The organism is Herbaspirillum rhizosphaerae (assembly GCF_001189965.1).
Classification (GTDB): Bacteria; Pseudomonadota; Gammaproteobacteria; order Burkholderiales; family Burkholderiaceae_D; genus Herbaspirillum; species Herbaspirillum rhizosphaerae.
The window spans coordinates 106746-123697 of record NZ_LFLU01000009.1; the positions used below are offsets into that span (position 1 = coordinate 106746).

15 protein-coding genes are annotated in these 16952 nt (G+C 62.8%); 10 read left to right on the forward strand and 5 right to left on the reverse strand.

All coding sequences use genetic code 11. The features are described 5' to 3' along the window. Positions 1–7: 7 nt before the first annotated feature. Complete coding sequence (locus tag AKL25_RS14045) at positions 8–904, reverse strand: LysR family transcriptional regulator (protein WP_050478315.1); 897 nt, start codon at positions 902–904, stop codon at positions 8–10. Between the two features lie 138 nt (positions 905–1042). Here AKL25_RS14045 and speB point away from each other — a divergent pair, with 138 nt between their 5' ends. From speB to AKL25_RS14080, 7 genes are all read left to right on the forward strand, one after another. Then, complete coding sequence (speB, locus tag AKL25_RS14050; protein ID WP_050478316.1) at positions 1043–1996, forward strand: agmatinase; 954 nt, start codon at positions 1043–1045, stop codon at positions 1994–1996. A gap of 63 nt (positions 1997–2059) precedes the next feature. Beyond that, positions 2060–3511, forward strand: coding sequence for an argininosuccinate lyase (gene argH / locus AKL25_RS14055; RefSeq protein ID WP_050478317.1), 1452 nt, complete (start codon positions 2060–2062; stop codon positions 3509–3511). Further along, positions 3508–4416, forward strand: a complete 909-nt coding sequence (locus AKL25_RS14060; RefSeq protein ID WP_050478318.1) for an amino acid ABC transporter permease — start codon at positions 3508–3510, stop codon at positions 4414–4416. The genes argH and AKL25_RS14060 overlap by 4 nt, the downstream gene beginning before the upstream one ends. Then, positions 4413–5204 (forward strand): amino acid ABC transporter ATP-binding protein, encoded by a 792-nt coding sequence (locus tag AKL25_RS14065; RefSeq protein ID WP_050478319.1) that lies wholly within the window; start codon positions 4413–4415, stop codon positions 5202–5204. Before AKL25_RS14060 ends, AKL25_RS14065 begins: the two co-directional genes overlap by 4 nt. A 22-nt stretch (positions 5205–5226) precedes the next feature. Continuing rightward, positions 5227–6072, forward strand: coding sequence for an ABC transporter substrate-binding protein (locus AKL25_RS14070; RefSeq protein ID WP_083444713.1), 846 nt, complete (start codon positions 5227–5229; stop codon positions 6070–6072). Between the two features lie 3 nt (positions 6073–6075). Continuing rightward, positions 6076–6843, forward strand: coding sequence for a class II aldolase/adducin family protein (locus AKL25_RS14075; protein WP_050478320.1), 768 nt, complete (start codon positions 6076–6078; stop codon positions 6841–6843). A gap of 21 nt (positions 6844–6864) precedes the next feature. Further along, entirely contained in the window at positions 6865–7803 is a 939-nt protein-coding gene (locus tag AKL25_RS14080; RefSeq protein WP_050478321.1) for a 2-hydroxyacid dehydrogenase, read from the forward strand. A 6-nt stretch (positions 7804–7809) separates the two neighbouring features. Here the strand turns inward: AKL25_RS14080 and AKL25_RS14085 are convergent, their stop codons facing one another. The 3 genes from AKL25_RS14085 to AKL25_RS14095 form a co-directional block, all read right to left on the reverse strand. Continuing rightward, the gene (locus tag AKL25_RS14085; protein ID WP_050478322.1) at positions 7810–9042 is read right to left on the reverse strand and encodes an MFS transporter; all 1233 of its coding nucleotides are present in this window, start codon (positions 9040–9042) and stop codon (positions 7810–7812) included. 55 nt (positions 9043–9097) lie between these two features. Next, positions 9098–9955: an aldo/keto reductase gene (locus tag AKL25_RS14090; RefSeq protein ID WP_050478323.1), complete on the reverse strand. Its 858-nt coding sequence runs from the start codon at positions 9953–9955 to the stop codon at positions 9098–9100. A gap of 70 nt (positions 9956–10025) precedes the next feature. Continuing rightward, complete coding sequence (locus tag AKL25_RS14095) at positions 10026–11162, reverse strand: alkene reductase (RefSeq protein ID WP_050478324.1); 1137 nt, start codon at positions 11160–11162, stop codon at positions 10026–10028. Between the two features lie 219 nt (positions 11163–11381). On the opposite strand from AKL25_RS14095, the gene AKL25_RS14100 reads away from it, so the two are divergent. From AKL25_RS14100 to AKL25_RS14110, 3 genes are all read left to right on the forward strand, one after another. After that, the gene (locus AKL25_RS14100) at positions 11382–12266 is read left to right on the forward strand and encodes a LysR family transcriptional regulator (protein ID WP_050478325.1); all 885 of its coding nucleotides are present in this window, start codon (positions 11382–11384) and stop codon (positions 12264–12266) included. 281 nt (positions 12267–12547) lie between these two features. Beyond that, positions 12548–13621: a helix-turn-helix domain-containing protein gene (locus tag AKL25_RS14105; protein WP_050478326.1), complete on the forward strand. Its 1074-nt coding sequence runs from the start codon at positions 12548–12550 to the stop codon at positions 13619–13621. 438 nt (positions 13622–14059) lie between these two features. Next, positions 14060–16294 (forward strand): NADP-dependent isocitrate dehydrogenase, encoded by a 2235-nt coding sequence (locus AKL25_RS14110; RefSeq protein WP_050478393.1) that lies wholly within the window; start codon positions 14060–14062, stop codon positions 16292–16294. 223 nt (positions 16295–16517) lie between these two features. Here the strand turns inward: AKL25_RS14110 and AKL25_RS14115 are convergent, their stop codons facing one another. Next, entirely contained in the window at positions 16518–16802 is a 285-nt protein-coding gene (locus AKL25_RS14115) for a DUF4148 domain-containing protein (RefSeq protein WP_050478327.1), read from the reverse strand. Positions 16803–16952: the final 150 nt, after the last annotated feature.

Below are 16952 nucleotides of genomic sequence, written 5' to 3' on the forward strand. Positions count from 1 at the left end.
TCCGCCGCTACAACTGCACCGACTTCAGGTCTTCCAGGAACGCCGCCACGATGGGCTCGTTGGCATTGGCGCGGTTGGTCACCACGCTGATGCCGACTTCGTACGACAGCTCGGTGCGGTTGAGCGCTTTCATGGCGCCGCGCGCGACGTGTTCGCGGCCCATTTCTTCCGGCAGGTAGCCGAGGTGCTGGCCTGACAGGATCAGGATGGACATCGCTTCCATGTTGCCGGTCATGGCCATGATGTTGCGGCGGTGGATCGGCACGTGGCCCGGCGGCACCGGGTAGTCGCGCCAGGCCCAGGCGTAGCCGGCGGCTTCTTCCGGCTCGATTTCTTCTTCCTTGTAGAACAGCGGATGCGGCGGCGCGCAGTAGGCGACCTGGCGCTCCAGCATCAGCTGCGTGTATTGCAGCGCCGTCACGCGCCGCCAGAAATAGCCGATCGCCACCTGGATGCTGCCGTTGATCAGCATCTCTTCCAGTTCGCTCGGCGTGCGCACCACGATGTCCAGCCGCACCGCTTCGTCGCGCTGGCGAAAGCGCCGGATCACTTCCGACAGGCGCGTGTTCTGGTGCGTCGGCGTGTGGCCGATCAGGCCGATGCTGAGCCGCCCGACCAGCTTCTTGTCGAGATTGCGCGCCTCCATGCCGAACTCCGTCAGCGCCTCGATCATGCGGCGCGCCGAGTCGGCGAATTTCTCGCCCTTGGCGGTCAGCCGGAAACCGGCGCGGCCGCGTTCGCACAGGCGATAGCCGAGCCGCGTTTCCAGCGCGCTCAACTGGGCGCTGATGGTGGACTGGCCGACATTGAGCTTGGATTGCGCGGCCGACACGCCGTGGGCGTCGACCACGGTGAGAAAGACCCGTATCAGGCGGATATCCAGATCGAATACGTTGTTGAGCATGGCGGTTACCAGAGCGGAAAAGACCTCAGTCTATACATCGATCCAGATCGATGCAAACGTCGCGAGATACGCATATTTGTTTCCAAAGTCCGTCGCTACAATGCATAAAACCACTTCCATTTACAAGGATGCGTATCGATGGAACATGCACTGTATCAGCCCATGGGCGGCAATGTGATGCCCCGTTTTGGGGGGATTGCCACCATGATGCGGCTGCCCTATGTCGAAAATCCGGCCGGCCTGGACGTAGCATTCGTCGGCGTGCCGCTGGATATCGGCACCTCCAATCGTTCCGGCACGCGTTTCGGCCCGCGCCAGATCCGCACTGAATCGGTGCTGCTGCGTCCCTACAACATGGCCACGCGCGCCGCGCCCTTCGATTCGCTCAAGGTCGCCGATATCGGCGACGTCGCGCTCAACCCCTACAGCCTGCTCGACTCGGTGCGCATGATCGAGGAAGCCTACGACCGCATCTACGCCACCGGCTGCAAAACCATCAGCATGGGCGGCGACCACACCATGACGCTGCCCATCCTGCGCTCTATTCACAAGCAATACGGCAAGGTCGGCCTGATCCACGTCGACGCCCACGCCGACGTCAACGACACGATGAACGGCGAAAAGATCGCCCACGGCACGCCGTTTCGCCGCGCCTTCGAAGAAGGCTTGCTGGATCCGCAGCGCGTGGTGCAGATCGGCCTGCGCGGCACCGGCTATCACGCCGACGATTTCGACTGGTGCCGGGCCCAGGGCTTCCGCGTGGTGCAGGCCGAAGAGTGCTGGAACAAGTCGCTCGCGCCGCTGATGGAAGAAGTGCGTGCGCAGATGGGCGACGGCCCGGTCTATCTGACCTTCGACATCGACGGCCTCGATCCGGCGTTTGCGCCCGGCACCGGCACGCCGGAAATCGGCGGCCTGACCGTGCAGCAGGGCATGGAGATCATTCGCGGCGCCAAAGGCCTGAATATTGCTTCCGCCGATATCGTCGAAGTCTCGCCGCCCTACGACCAAGCCGGCACCACGGCGCTGGTGGCGGCCAATCTGGCGTATGAAATGTTGTGCGTGTTTCCCGGCGTGAAGTATCGGGCCTGATAGCGCGTCTGATGTTTTGCGTCATATCAGTATTGTTAAAACGAAATCCAAGGATGGCATTCCATGAGTGAAACCCGGTTGTGGGGCGCGCGTTTCCGCTCCGCCCCTGACGAGGCCCTGATGAACCTGTCGCGCGGCGGCATGGCGCATTTCCGGCTGACGCAGTTCGACATCGTGTCGTCGCAGGCGCACGCGCGCGAATTGCTGCGCGCCAAGCTGCTGACAGAAGACGAATGCAAGGCCATCGTCGGCAAGCTCGGCGAACTCGGCGCCGCCTTCGCGCGCGGCGAGATCACGCCGTCGCCCGCCGACGAAGACGTGCACACCTTCATGGAGCGCATCCTGGTGGCCGCCCTCGGCGACACCGGCGCCAAGCTGCGCGCGGGCCGTTCGCGCAACGACCAGGCGGCCAACAATCTCAAGCTCTACCTGCGCGCCGAGAGCCGCGCCATCGGCGACCTGCTGCTGGATCTGCAAGACGCACTGATGGGCCAGGCCGGCCAGCATTTGCAAACGCTGGCGCCGGGCTTCACGCATTTGCAGGCGGCGCAGCCCATCGTGTTTGCGCATCAGTTGCTGGCGCATGCCCAGACCTTCAGCCGCGACATGTCGCGCTTCATCGACTGGGATCGCCGCAGCGCACGCTCGCCGCTGGGCGCCGCCGCCATGGCCGGTTCGGCGATCGCCTTGCAGGCCGAGTTGTCGGCCGCCGATCTCGGCTACGACGCGCCGTGCGAAAACTCCATCGACGCCGTCGGCAGCCGCGACCACGTCGCCGAATTCCTGTTCGTCGCCTCCATGCTGGGCGTGCATCTGTCGCGCCTGTCGGAAGAAATCACGCTGTGGGCGTCGCGCCAGTTTCAGTGGGTCGATCTGGACGACAGCTTTTCCACCGGCAGCTCGATCATGCCGCAGAAGAAAAACCCCGATATCGCCGAACTCACGCGCGGCCGCTCCGCACGCCTGATCGGCATGCTGACCACCATGCTGGTAGCGCTGAAGGGGCTGCCTTTTTCCTACAACCGCGACCTGGCGGAAGACAAGTTCGCCGCCTTCGAAGCGGTCGATGTGCTGCACAAGGTCTTGCCGGCAATGGCCGGGATGATTCGCACCATGCGCGTCAATACGGCGAAGCTGCGCCACGACGCCACGCAGGGCTTCACGTTGGCGACCGAAGTGGCCGACTGGCTGGCGCGCCGCGGCGTGCCGTTTTCCGCCGCGCATGAAATCACCGGCGCGATGGTCAAGCTGTGTGAAGACAAGCAGGTCGAACTGCACGAACTGAGCGACGCCGAAATGAGCGCCATCAGCCCCTACCTGTTACCGGAAGTGCGCAGCGTGCTCACGCCGGAAGCCGCCGTCAACGCCCGCAGCGGCTACGGCGGTACCGCGCCGGCGCAAGTCGCGGCGCAATTGCAGCGCCTGCAACAGACCGTGGCCGGCCAGCGCGTATGGTGCGGCAATGAAGCCGGGCCGACGGGTTCTTTGGAATCTTCCGCTGCAGGTGCCTCATGACGATGCCATCCTCTTCGCCAACTTCGCCTTTCGCCATCGATCACCTGAAGATCGTGCCGCGCCGTTTCTACGGCCGCTGGCTGTCGGCGGCGCTGATCCTGCTGGCGTTCGCCTTCATCGTCAATGCCTTCGCACACGGCCAGATCGAATGGAAAATCGTCGCCCAGTTCATGACCGCCAAGGTCATCATGCACGGGCTGCTCAACACCATCCTGATGACGATTTATGCGATGACCATCGGCATCGTGCTGGGCGTGATCTTCGCCGTGATGGTGATGTCGCCCAATCCCATGCTCAAGGCCATCGCCGGGTTCTACATCTGGTTCTTCCGCGGCACGCCGCTGCTGCTGCAGATGCTGCTGTGGTTCAACCTGGCGCTGGTGTTCCCGACGATGGGCATTCCCGGCCTGTTTGAAGCGCGCACGGTGGACCTGATCACACCCTTCATCGCCAGCCTGCTGGGCCTGGGCATCGGGCAGGGCGCCTACACCGCCGAGGTGGTGCGCGGCGGCATCCTGTCGGTCGACAACGGCCAGACCGAAGCCGCCAAGGCCATCGGCATGACGCGCCTGACCGCGCTGCGCCGGATCATCCTGCCGCAATCGATGCGTGTGATCATTCCGCCCATCGGCAACGAAGTCATCAGCATGGTCAAGCTGACTTCGGTCGCCAGCGTGATCCAGTTTTCGGAAATCCTGCACAACGCCCAGACCATCTACTTCGCCAACGCGCGCGTGATCGAGCTGCTGATCGTGGCGACGGTCTGGTACCTGGCGGTGGTGACGGTGTTTTCCATCGGCCAGCATTTCCTGGAGAAAGCGTTTGCGCGCAATCAGCGCAAGGCGGCAAAGACTGCAAAACCGAAAGCGGCGCATGTCGCCGTCATCGAAGGAGCGCAACCATGAGCGCCGTCCCGCAAACGCAAGCCGCCATGCCTATGGTGGTCGCGCACGACGTCCAGAAATATTACGGCAGCTATCACGCCCTCAAGGGCATTTCGATGGAAGTCGCCAGCGGCGAAGTGATGTGCATCGTCGGCCCGTCCGGTTCCGGCAAGAGCACCTTCCTGCGCTGTATCAACCAGCTGGAACGCACCGACGGCGGCGCCATCTGGCTGGGCGGCGAACTGTGCGGCTATCGGCGCAAGGGAAACGAGTTGCGCGAACTGAGCGACAGCGAGATTGCACGTCAGCGCCTGGCCAGCGGCATGGTGTTCCAGCGCTTCAATTTGTTCGGTCACATGACCGCCTTGCAAAACATCATGGAAGGCCCGGTGGTGGTGCAGCAGCGCAAGCGCGCCGAAGTGCGCGACGAAGCCGAAGCCTTGCTCGAACGCGTCGGCCTGGCCGGCAAGTCGGGCGCCTATCCCGGCGAATTGTCGGGCGGCCAGCAGCAGCGCGTGGCGATTGCGCGTGCGCTGGCGATGCGGCCCAAACTGATGCTGTTCGACGAGCCGACCTCGGCGCTCGATCCGGAACTGGTGGGCGAAGTGCTCGGCGTGATGAAGGATCTCGCGCTGTCCGGCATGACCATGATCGTGGTCACGCACGAACTCGGTTTTGCGCGCGAAGTGTCGGACCGCGTGGTCTTCATGGACCAGGGACAGGTGCTGGAATGCGGTACGCCGGCCGAAGTCCTGACGCGTCCGCAGCATGCGCGCACCAGGGAATTTATTGCAGCGATTTTGAGCTGATGTTTTTAACAAGGGGAATCAAGTGAAACTGTTCAACCGTCTTTCGACAAACATCGCGCTGGCAGTCACCGCCATCACGGCCATGGGCGCATTCTCGGCACACGCCGCCGACCTGCCTGATCGCATCAAGAAGGCCGGCAAGCTGGTCATCGCCACACAGGCCAACTATCCGCCGATCGCCTACAAGAATCCCGAAACCGGCCAACTGATGGGTCTCGACATCGAACTCGGCGAAGCCATCGCCAAGGAACTCGGCCTCAAGGTCGAATATCAGGAAACCGCCTTCGCTCAGGTCTTCAGCTCGCTGGCCACCGGCCGCGTCGACATCGCCATGGTCGCCATCAGCGACACGGCGGAGCGCCAGAAGGTCGCCGACTTCATCGACTACATGAAGACCGGTCCGCAGTTCTTCACGCTGCAAGCCAATGCCGCCAAAATCAAAGGCATCGCCGACGTCTGCGGCGCCAAGGTCGGCGCCAGCCGCAACACCAACTGGCCGGTGCAGATCGCCGCCTGGAGCAACGACAACTGCGTCGCCAAAGGCAAGGCCGCCATCACCGTGATCGGCACCGAAGGTTCGGTCGATGCGCGCACGCAATTGAAGACCGGCCGCATCGACGTCGCGGTGCAGGGCAGCGAGACCCTGCCGTACTTCCAGACCATGGAAGCCAACACCTACGTCCTGCTCGGCCAGCCGCTGTTCCAGCAAGAGACCGGCATCCCGGTCTCCAAGACCGAACCGGCGCTGCGCGCAGCCGTACTGGGCGCACTGCAAAACCTGCAGCGCAACGGCACCTACGACAAGCTGCTGGCGAAATACAAGCTGCAATCGTCGAGCATGCCGGTGGCCGTGAACCAGGGGAAGTAAGCCATGACTGATGTTGCTGCCGCCGGTGACGACGCCGAATGGAACACCCGCTGCGAACTGGCGGCGCTGTACCGGCTGGCGGCGCATTTCCGCATGACCGACATGATCGACACGCATATCTCGGCGCGTCTGCCGGGGCATGAAGATCAGTTCCTGATCAACCGCTACGGCGTGCTGTTCCACGAGATGCGCGCCTCGGATTTGGTCAAGGTCGATTACGCCGGGCGCGAACTCAGAACCGGCAACGGCGCACCCGCCGGGCAGCGTGTCAACGCCGCCGGTTTCACGATCCATTCGGCGGTGCATCATGCGCGGCCCGATCTGCATTTCGTGATCCACACGCACACCTCGGCCGGCATCGCCGTGGCGGCGCAGGAACAGGGTTTGCTGCCGATCAGCCAGCATGCAATGAAGTTCTACGGCAAGCTCGGCTATCACGACTACGAGGGCATCGCGCTCGACCTGGCCGAGCGCGAGCGGCTGGTCACCAACCTCGGCAACAACAAGGCGATGATCCTGCGCAATCACGGTTTGCTGGCGGCAGGTTCGAGCGCGGCGGAAGCCTTCCACGAAATCTATTTCCTCGAACGCGCCTGCCAGGCACAGGTCGCCGCATTGTCGGGCGGACAGGCGCTGCGCTTGCCGCCGGAAGCGGTGCGCCTGCGCACAGCGCAACAGTTTGCCGGCGACAATGCCGGCGGCATCATGGATCTGGCATGGCAGGCGGCATTGCGCCTGATCGAAAACGACCAGCCCGACTATCGCCAATGATCCTCTGTTGATCTTTTACTTATGACCAAGGTCGTCTTCCTCGGCGTCAGTTCCGACGTTCCGAAAATTGCGGTGCTGGCGCGCGAGCGTACCGGTGACATCGAGGTCTTGCTGCCCGGCGACGCCGGTGCAGAAGAAGCCGAGGTCGCCGTCTGCTGGGCGCCGCCGCCCGGCGCGCTGGCGGCGTATCCGCGTTTGCGCCTGATCCACGCGATCGCGGCCGGCGTCGACAATATCCTGTGCGATCCACACCTGCCGGCGCTGCCCTTGTGCCGCGTGGTCGCGCCCGACCTCACCGTCGCCATGACGGAATTCATCATCTGGGGCGTGCTCTACTACCACCGCGACCTGGACCGTGCTCTCGCCAACCAGCGCAACATGATCTGGAATCGAACACCGCCTGCCGCTGCGTCGTCGTGCAGCGTCGGCATCATGGGCGTGGGGCAGCTCGGCGCGCATGTCGCCGGCGAATTGCTGCGGATGGGATTCAAGGTGCGCGGCTGGTCGCGCCAGGAAAAAACGGTGGACGGCATGCAGAGTTTTCATGGCGAATCCTTGTCCGACCCGCAGTTCTGGGACTTCCTCGGCGGCACTGACATTCTGGTCTGCCTGTTGCCGCTGACGGCGCAAACGCAAGGCATCCTCAACCGCGCCACGCTGACGGCATTGCCTGCCGGCGCGGCGCTGATCCACGTCGGCCGCGGCGGCCATCTGGTATCGGCCGAGGTACAGGCCATGCTGGAAAACGGCCACTTGCGCGGCGCCATTCTCGACGTGTTTGAAAAAGAACCCTTGCCGGTCGAGAGCCCGTTCTGGTCCATGTCCAACGTTATCGTCACGCCGCATATCGCGGCTGCCGCCAGCTACGACAGCGTGCTCGACCAGATCGAAGAAAACATCCGCCGCCTGCAACAAGGCGAACCGCTGCGCAATCTGGTGGATCGCGGCAGCGGTTACTAATTCGCGTCAAGCCAGCGATGGTTTCACGCATCGCGCAGACACATTGTTGACTGCCAGCGTCAGCGCCAGTGCGCCGGCTTCACACGCGGCCGCCACCCAACCGAGATCCGAGACCGAGAACACGCTCAGGGTCAGCGCACCCAGCGCTGCGCCGAGTGAAAATCCCAGATACATGAAGGAGGCGTTGAGCGACAGCACGATCGGCGTTCCCTTGAGGCCGGCGATGCCGATCAGGCTGGCTTGCTGCGCCGGGAAGAACGACCAGTGCGCCAGTCCCCATGCCACCACGCCGATCAGCAGCGGCAGCAGTGCATGCACGGGCGAGAGCCAGTAGGCGGTGGCCGATAGCAGCGCGAACGCCAGCGCCATGATGGCGAGGCTGGGCAGGATCACCGGGCGCGGGCCGAGACGGTCGACGGCCTTGCCGCCGATGGCCACGCCGATGGCGGCGGCAGCGCCCCACATGAACAGCACGTAGCCGATTTCGGCGCCGCGCAGCGTGGTGGCGTGCGACACCAGCAAGGCGAGATAGGTGTAGACGGTGTAAGCGCCCATGGCCCACAAGGTGGTCACCAGCAAGCTCATCAGGATGATCGGACGGCGCGCCGTGGCGATGCGTTCACGCAGGCTGGCGACGGGGAGATTGGCGCCGATGCCGCGCGGCAGGCCGAAGATCAGGCCGGCGGTCGCCAGCGCCGACAGCATCGCCACGCCGAAGAAGGTCATGCGCCAGCCGAGGTGCGCGCCGATCAGTGCGCCCAGCGGCACGCCGAAGGCGACGGCGATCGAGATGCCGCCGTTGACGATGGCCAGCGCGGTGCCGCGGCGTTCCGGCGTCACGGTGGCGCCGGCCAGTGCATTGGCGCCGGGGACGAAGATGCCGGCGGAGGCGGCCAGCAAAATGCGCGCCGCCATCAGCCACCAGTAATTGGTGGCGGTGCCCGCCATCAGGTTGGCCAGCGTGAACATCACCATCGCCGCGATCATCAGGCGGCGGCGATTGATGGCGCCGGTGAGTGCGGTCAGCACCGGCGAACTCAGCGCATACGCCAGCGCAAACACGGTCACCAGCTGGCCGGCGGCGACCACGCTGACTTGCAGGTCGGCCGCCATGTCCGGCAACAGGCCGGCGATCATGAAGCTCTCGGTGCCGACCGCAAAGGTGCCGAGCGCCAGCCAGAACAGCGGCAGGAAGGACGAGCTTGCGGAAACCGCGCCGGTGGAAGAAGTTGTTGTCATCACGTTCTCTCGATCAGGGATGCCGCCTCCGGCAGCATGTCATTTCAAGTCATGGTTACGCCCGGCCGGCGGCGTCGAGTTCGCTGAACTCTTGCTCGCTCAGGCAGATGCGTGCTGCGGCGACGTTTTGTTCCAGGTGTCTGACTTTCGATGTGCCGGGAATCGGCAACATCACCGGACTGCGCTTGAGCAGCCAGGCCAATGCGATCTGCACCGGCGTGGCCTCGTGACGCGTCGCGATGCTTGCCAGCGTCGACGACAGCGCGCTCTGCAGCAGATCGCCGCCGGCCAGCGGATACCAGGGGATGAAGCCGATGCCGTGTTGCGTGCAATAGTCGAGCACGTCTTCGCTGCTGCGGTCGGCGAGGTTGTAGCAATTCTGCACGGTCGCTACCTTGAAGTGGCGCGAGGCCGCTTCGATGTCGGCCACGCTGACTTCGCTCAGGCCTGCATGACGGATCACGCCGTCGTCGATCAGTTGCCGCACCGCGCCGAACTGTTCATCGGCCGGTACGCGCGGATCGATGCGATGCAATTGCCACAGGCCGATCTGCTCCACACCCAACCGGCGCAGGCTGGTGTGGGCCTGCTGGATAAGGTATTCGGGGCGGCCCAGCGGCACCCAGCGATCGGGGCCGGTGCGCACCAGTCCGGCCTTGGTCGCGACCAGGATGCCGCCGTAGGGATGCAGTGCGGTGCGGATCAGGTCTTCCGATACGTTCGGGCCGTAGGAGTCGGCGGTGTCGATGAAATTGACGCCGAGGTCGGGCAGGCGGCGCAGCGTGCGGATCGCTTCGGCGCGGTCTTCCGGTTCGCCCCAGATGCCGGGGCCGGTGATGCGCATGGCGCCGAAGCCGAGGCGTTGCACCGGCGTCGTGCCGTCGATCAGGAAAGTGTTGTTGCCGTCTGCCATGTCAGATTCTCCGAAAAGTAAAAAAGAACGGGGCACGCTGCATCAGACATCCTGCCCGTGCCCGCCGTACTTATGCCGCCAATGCAGCGCCTGCGTTGTCTTCGCGGCGCGCGTGGAACGGATAGTCGGTGTAGCCGACCTCGGTGCCGCCGAAGAAAGTAGGACGATCATACGGGTTTAAGGCCCAACCGTTGCGCAGGCGCTCAGGCAGGTCAGGATTGGCGATGAAGTCGCGGCCGAACGCCACCAGGTCGGCGTCGCCGGCCTGCAGGATCGCTTCCGCGCTATCGCCCTTGAAGCCGCCGGCCGCAATGATGAGGCCTTTGTAATGTTTGCGCATGAGTTGGGCGGCAACCGGAGCCGGGTCCTTGCTGTCGTCGTCGACGTTGCCCAGCACGCGCGGTTCGATCAGATGCAGATAGGCCAGGTCGAGCGCCGAGAGCTGTTGCGCCACGTAGGTAAACAGGGCTTCCGGATTGCTGTCCGACATGTCGCCCCAGGTGCCGCTCGGGCCGAGGCGCACGGCCACGCGCTTGCTGCCCCAGACCGAGATCAGCGCGCGCGTCACGTCCAGCAGGAAGCGGCTGCGGTTTTCAAACGAACCGCCATACATGTCGGTGCGCTTGTTGCTGCCGTCCTGCAAAAACTGGTCGAACAGGTAGCCGTTGGCGCCGTGGATTTCCACGCCGTCGAAGCCGGCTTGCACGCCGCGTTCGGCTGCGGTGCGGAAGCTTTCGACCAGGTCTTTGATTTCTGCAATCGTCAGCGCGCGCGCCGGGGTGTTGGGAATCCAGCCGGCTTCGGTGTAGGCGACGCCGCCGTGTTCCACCGCCGAGGGCGCGACCGGTTGTGCGCCGCCTGGTTGCAGCTGGCTGTTGGATTGGCGGCCGGCGTGGTACAGCTGCAGGAAGATGCGGCCGCCCTTGGCGTGGACGGCGTCGGTGACCAGCTTCCAGCCGGCGATCTGGCTGTCGTCGTACAGGCCGGGTGCGCCGAGATAGCCGTTGCCGTTGGCGGCGGCGATGGTGGCTTCGCCGATCAGCAGACCGCCCGCCGAAGTGCGTTGTGCGTAATACTCCGCCATCAGCGGGCCGGGAATGGCGCCGGCTTCGGCGCGCATGCGGGTCAGCGGCGCCAGCACGACGCGGTGGGCAATTTCATAAGGACCGACGTTGACGGCGGTGTGGAGTGTTGAGAGTTGGGACATGGTTTTGCTCACGGGTAAGTTGGATAAGTTGTTGGAATGTCTGCAAAACGCAGTGCAGGATTCAAATGCAAGTGCGGTGTAGGCAATATAGGCGTCCCGGCACTTAAGAAAAATAGCCCTGATTTCTCAACATATCGGACAATAGTTCTTGAATCGCTTGCTTGATTTCCCCACGGCACATCCCACAACAGGACGTATCACTCACCTCGGAACCGGATCATGGACAGTCTCAACGGCATCTCAATGTTTGTGCAGGTCGCGGAGACGCGCAGCTTTACGGAAGCAGGCCGCATTCTCGGTGTGTCGTCCTCGGCGGTGGGCAAGAGCATCGCGCGCATGGAAGAGCGGCTGCGCGTGCGGCTGTTCCATCGCAGCACGCGCAGCATCACGCTGACGGCGGAGGGCGCGCTGTTCCTCGAACGCTGCCGCCGCATCCTCAGCGAGGTCGATGCGGCCGAGGCCGAGTTGTCGGATGCCGCCGGCAATCCGCGCGGACGCTTGCGGGTGGGCGCGCCGCAACTGGTCAATCTGCTGATGCCGATCTTCGACAGCTTCATGGCGCGCTATCCCGACATCGATCTCGACATCGACATGTCGGACCGCATGGTGGACGTGGTGGAAGAGGGCTTCGACATCGTGATCCGCACCGGCGAGCAGACCGATTCGCGGCTGGTGGCGCGCCGCCTGGGCGCTTGTCCGCATGTGCTGGTGGCTACGCCCGGCTATCTCAAGCAGCACGGTACGCCCACGCATCCGAACGAACTGGCCAAGCACGCCTGCCTGCAGCATCGCTTTCCCGCCACCGGCAAGCTGGAGCGCTGGCCGCTGCGCCGCGAAGCAAGCGATCCCGAGCTGGTGCTGCCCGAAACCATCACCGTCAACACCATCGAGCCGCTGGCGTATTCGGTGCTGCAGGGGCGCGGCATTGCTTTCCTGCCGGCCTTCCTGGTGCGCGATGCGCTCGACCAGGGTTTGCTGCGCACGGTGCTGGACGACTATCTCGACCGCACGGTGACCTTCTGGATATTGTGGCCGGCGAGCCGTTATGCATCGCCCAAGTTGCGCGTATTCATCGATCACATGAGCCAGCATTTGCGGATCTGAGCCGGCGGATGGGCGAGACTTGATGTCGGCCTTGCCTGCAATTGGCCTGCATCGAGCGTCCCCGCGGGAATTGCCTTTGGAAAACAGTTCTTTTCAGGCTTTGTGAGTCTGCAGCAATTGTTTACAGTAGCGATTGAGCGCTTGCGCCTGTTTTGTTTCTTCGTGGAATCTTGCCGGCACGGCATCGATGACTGAAGACGCGCTTTCGAAGTCAATCAATCTGGAACGATCGTGGCTGCTGACTTACTTCACCGTATTACCCACCGGAAAATCTGCAGATCATGAGCAGAGGCTATTCCGCTGCCGTCAGCCGGCTCATCGCCAACCAGGAGCAGCGCTACGCATTTCCTGCGCCTGACGCCGGGTTGCAGGCGTCGATGCCGCACGTCATCCATCAGCATTTCACCGTGGCCGGAGAAAGCCGTTCTTTGCAGGCGCCGGCCTGGGGCGACTATGTCGGCCGCATCCTCGATTTTCCCGTGTCGCGGACCCAGCGCGAATTCGGTTTCAGGGGTGAGATCGATACCTATGTCCTGAGCGACATGATTTACCTCGACAGCCGCACCGACGCCTTGTCGCAGTCCCGCACCAATGCCCGCATCTCGCGCGACAGCGTGCGCGACTACGTTTTCCACGTCGCCGTGGAAGGCATCATGGAAACCGCCACCGGCACCGTGAAGGAACGCAAGTCGGCGCAGTTCGTGCCGGGCATCCTGGCGCTCGACATGGGGCAGTCCATGCACATGGTGCGGCCGACCTGGTCGCGGGTGCTGGCGTTTTTCCTGCCGCGCGCCATGGTGGAGGAAGAAATCCCCGATGCCGAATCGCTGCACGGCCAGGTGGTCGGCTACACCACGCCGCTGACGCGCCTGGTCCTCGACCGCGTGACCAGCCTGTGCCACGGCTTGCCGACGATGCAGCAGGAAGAAGCGGAACAATCCATCCGCGTGTGCGCCGGACTGATCCTGGCGGCCTTCAAAAAGCAATCGCGCCGCAGCGCCGGCGCGCATGCCGCCATACAGACGGCGACCCGCAACCAGATCCGCGACTTCATCGAGATCAACCTGCGCGACGGCGAACTGACGACGGAAACCATCCTGCGCGCCTTCCCGATTCCGCGGCCGACCCTGTACCGCATGTTCGAGCATGAAGGCGGCATCGGCACCTACATCCGCAACCGCCGCCTGCGGGAAGCGGCCGCAGAGCTGGTCACCGCATCGCATGTAAGCATCATGGAAATCGCCTACGGCTGGTCGTTCGGCAGTCCGTCGGACTTCACGCGCGCGTTTCGCCGCGCCTATGGCGTGGCGCCGCAGGATTTCCGGGCGCTGGGCGTGGATCTGCTCAGGAATTGAGCTTCCGGGACGCATTCGCCGTCCTTGTCGTTGCAGCAAAATTGCCATTTTTTCATCGGTGTCGCCGCAGCCGCGGCGGGCGCCGTTTTCCGGCAAAGGCCTGTCCCGCTCCAAAAATCCAATTCTCAAGGCATTCAGAGCGGCTTCGATGTAAACTACTGGCTGATTTTGTGTTGTGCGCCGGGAAGAAAGCCCCAAAACCTGCGGTTTTGCGGAACAAACTTTCTCATATGGCAATAATTTCTTCTTTGAAACACTCTCCTCAGACTGTTTCAGCGCGCAATGAAGATTGGCGACAGGAAGCGCCGATACAATCAGGCCTTGGCAATAAAAGCTGCCGGCAAAACCTCGCCAGCGGGTTTTTGCCGGCAGCTTTATGGGCTGCACTGGATAAACAACAGAGAAGCATACCGACACATCAACAGCAAGGACGTCATCATGACCACAGATAAATCCACCATCATCTATACGCTTACTGACGAGGCGCCGCTGCTGGCGACGTACTCCCTCCTGCCGATCATCCGGACCTTCACCGCACCGGTGGGCGTCGATGTCGTGGAAAGCGATATCTCGGTGGCGACGCGTATTCTGGCCGAATTCCCGGACCGTCTGACACCTGAACAGCGGGTCCCGGACAACCTGGGCGCGCTGGGCAAGCTGACGCAAGATCCAAGCGCCAACATCATCAAGCTGCCGAACATCAGCGCCTCGGTGCCGCAGCTGCAAGCCGCCGTGCGTGAACTGCAATCGCGCGGTTTTGCGATTCCGGATGTACCGGAAGATCCAAAGACCGACGAAGAAAAAGAAATCCTGAAGAGCTACTCCAAAGTGCTCGGCAGCGCCGTCAACCCGGTCCTGCGCGAAGGCAACTCCGACCGTCGCGCGCCGGCATCGATCAAGCGCTTCGCACGCAAGCACCCGCACAGCATGGGCGAATGGAGCATGGCATCGCGCTCGCACGTTGCGCACATGACCCACGGCGACTTCTACCATGGCGAAAAATCCATGACCATCGGCGCCGCGCGCGACGTCAAGATGGAACTGATCGGCAAGAGCGGCAAGACCACCGTCCTGAAGGCGAAGGTTGCCCTGAAGGCCGGCGAAATCATCGACAGCATGTTCATGAGCAAGAAGGCGCTGTGCGATTTCTACGAAACGCAATTTGAAGATGCGCGCAAGACCGGCGTCATGCTGTCGCTGCACGTCAAGGCGACCATGATGAAGGTGTCGCACCCGATCGTGTTCGGCCACGCCGTCAAGATTTTCTACAAGGAAGCGTTCGCCAAGCACGGCAAGCTGTTCGACGAACTGGGCGTGAACGTCAACAACGGCCTGGTCAACCTGTACGAAAAGATCGAAACCCTGCCTTCGTCGAAGAAGGAAGAAATCATCCGCGACCTGCACGCCTGTCACGAACACCGTCCGTCGCTGGCGATGGTCGATTCGGCCAAGGGCATCTCCAACCTGCACGCACCGAACGACGTGATCGTCGATGCATCGATGCCGGCCATGATCCGTATCGGCGGCAAGATGTGGGACGCCAACGGCAAGCCGCAAGACACCAAGGCAGTGATCCCGGAAAGCACCTTCGCCCGTATCTATCAGGAAGTCATCAACTTCTGCAAAACCAACGGCAACTTCGATCCGACCACCATGGGCACCGTGCCTAACGTCGGCCTGATGGCGCAAAAGGCGGAAGAATACGGTTCGCACGACAAGACCTTCGAAATCGCCGAAGACGGCGTCGCCAACATCGTCGACCTGGCGACAGGCGAAGTGCTGCTGACGCAAAACGTCGAGCAAGGCGACATCTGGCGCATGTGCCAGGTCAAGGACGACCCGATCCGCGACTGGGTCAAGCTGGCCGTCACCCGCGCCCGCAACTCCGGCATGCCGGCCGTGTTCTGGCTCGATCCGTACCGTCCGCACGAAGCAGAACTGATCAAGAAGGTCGAGACTTACCTGAAGGATCACGACACCAAGGGCCTGGACATCCAGATCATGTCGCAAGTGCGCGCCATGCGTTACACGCTGGAACGCGTGATCCGCGGCCTGGATACTATTTCGGTGACCGGCAACATCCTGCGCGATTACCTGACCGACTTGTTCCCGATCATGGAACTGGGCACCAGCGCCAAGATGCTGTCGATCGTTCCGCTGATGGCCGGCGGCGGCATGTACGAAACCGGCGCGGGCGGTTCGGCGCCGAAGCACGTCAAGCAACTGGTGGAAGAAAACCATCTGCGCTGGGACTCGCTGGGTGAATTCCTGGCGCTGGCCGTGTCGCTGGAAGACATGGGCATCAAGACCGGCAACAAGAAGGCGCAAATCCTGGCCAAGGCGCTGGACGATGCCACCGGCAAGCTGCTGGACAACAACAAGTCGCCATCGCCGAAGACCGGCGAGCTGGACAACCGCGGCAGCCATTTCTACCTGGCCATGTACTGGGCGCAAGAACTGGCAGCACAAAATGACGACGCCGAACTGGCCGCCAAGTTCGCACCGCTGGCCAAGACGCTGACCGAGAACGAAGCCAAGATCACTGCAGAACTCAAGGCGGTGCAAGGCAACCCGGTCGACATCGGCGGCTACTTCCTGGCCGACCCGAAGAAGGTCAGCGAAGTCATGCGTCCTAGCGAGACCTTCAATGCGGCGCTGAGCGCAGTCAAGTAATCGGCTGGCGTTGAAGTAAAAAGCAAAACGGATCTGCCTGCGCAAGCCGGCAGATCCGCCAGACAAAAAAGGCAGACCGGCGAAAGCCGGTCTGCCTTTTTTCATGCTACATGAACATGCCTGCCATCCCCCCGTCCGGCGTGCATGTCCATCGACATGGTTTCCGCTACAACAACTTGCTTCCCTTGTTCAGCGGTGTCGCGACGTCTTGCAGTCCGCGGGTTCAGGCGCCGGAATACACCGTGTCGCCGTGCTGTGCCGTCTGCAATTGACGCTCAACGCTCTGGCGGCTCAGCGATGACGGCGCTTGCGAGATGACAGGATAGTTCTCGCCTTCCGACAGCAGACCCTGGCGTTCGGCCTGGATCAGCTCTTGCTTGACCTGTGCGCGTGTGACGGTCGAGGTGAACGGCTGGTCGACCGGATACGGTGCTTCGGCGAAGGCGCTGGCGGCGCTGCCCAGTGTCAGGACGGTGAGAGTGGCTAAGGCGATGTGAAATTTACGCATGGTAGTTCTCCAGATATCAGACGATGGTCGCAGTCAGCCATGCAGACGGCATGGCTAAAGAGGAAGCGTTAAAAAGGGGGCTGCGTCCATCGTGGAACACAGTGTGCGCCACGATGCTCAACGCCAACATGACGAACGCATGACAATTTC

Bases quoted from the DNA above. Each gene is read 5' to 3' on its own strand.
- AKL25_RS14045 (WP_050478315.1), bottom strand. From the start codon at position 904: ATGCTCAACAACGTATTCGATCTGGATATCCGCCTGATACGGGTCTTT.
- AKL25_RS14060 (WP_050478318.1), top strand. From the start codon at position 3,508: ATGACGATGCCATCCTCTTCGCCAACTTCGCCTTTCGCCATCGATCAC.
- speB (WP_050478316.1), top strand. From the start codon at position 1,043: ATGGAACATGCACTGTATCAGCCCATGGGCGGCAATGTGATGCCCCGT.
- AKL25_RS14105 (WP_050478326.1), top strand. From the start codon at position 12,548: ATGAGCAGAGGCTATTCCGCTGCCGTCAGCCGGCTCATCGCCAACCAG.
- AKL25_RS14100 (WP_050478325.1), top strand. From the start codon at position 11,382: ATGGACAGTCTCAACGGCATCTCAATGTTTGTGCAGGTCGCGGAGACG.
- AKL25_RS14095 (WP_050478324.1), bottom strand. From the start codon at position 11,162: ATGTCCCAACTCTCAACACTCCACACCGCCGTCAACGTCGGTCCTTAT.
- AKL25_RS14090 (WP_050478323.1), bottom strand. From the start codon at position 9,955: ATGGCAGACGGCAACAACACTTTCCTGATCGACGGCACGACGCCGGTG.
- argH (WP_050478317.1), top strand. From the start codon at position 2,060: ATGAGTGAAACCCGGTTGTGGGGCGCGCGTTTCCGCTCCGCCCCTGAC.
- AKL25_RS14115 (WP_050478327.1), bottom strand. From the start codon at position 16,802: ATGCGTAAATTTCACATCGCCTTAGCCACTCTCACCGTCCTGACACTG.
- AKL25_RS14080 (WP_050478321.1), top strand. From the start codon at position 6,865: ATGACCAAGGTCGTCTTCCTCGGCGTCAGTTCCGACGTTCCGAAAATT.
- AKL25_RS14075 (WP_050478320.1), top strand. From the start codon at position 6,076: ATGACTGATGTTGCTGCCGCCGGTGACGACGCCGAATGGAACACCCGC.
- AKL25_RS14065 (WP_050478319.1), top strand. From the start codon at position 4,413: ATGAGCGCCGTCCCGCAAACGCAAGCCGCCATGCCTATGGTGGTCGCG.
- AKL25_RS14110 (WP_050478393.1), top strand. From the start codon at position 14,060: ATGACCACAGATAAATCCACCATCATCTATACGCTTACTGACGAGGCG.
- AKL25_RS14085 (WP_050478322.1), bottom strand. From the start codon at position 9,042: ATGACAACAACTTCTTCCACCGGCGCGGTTTCCGCAAGCTCGTCCTTC.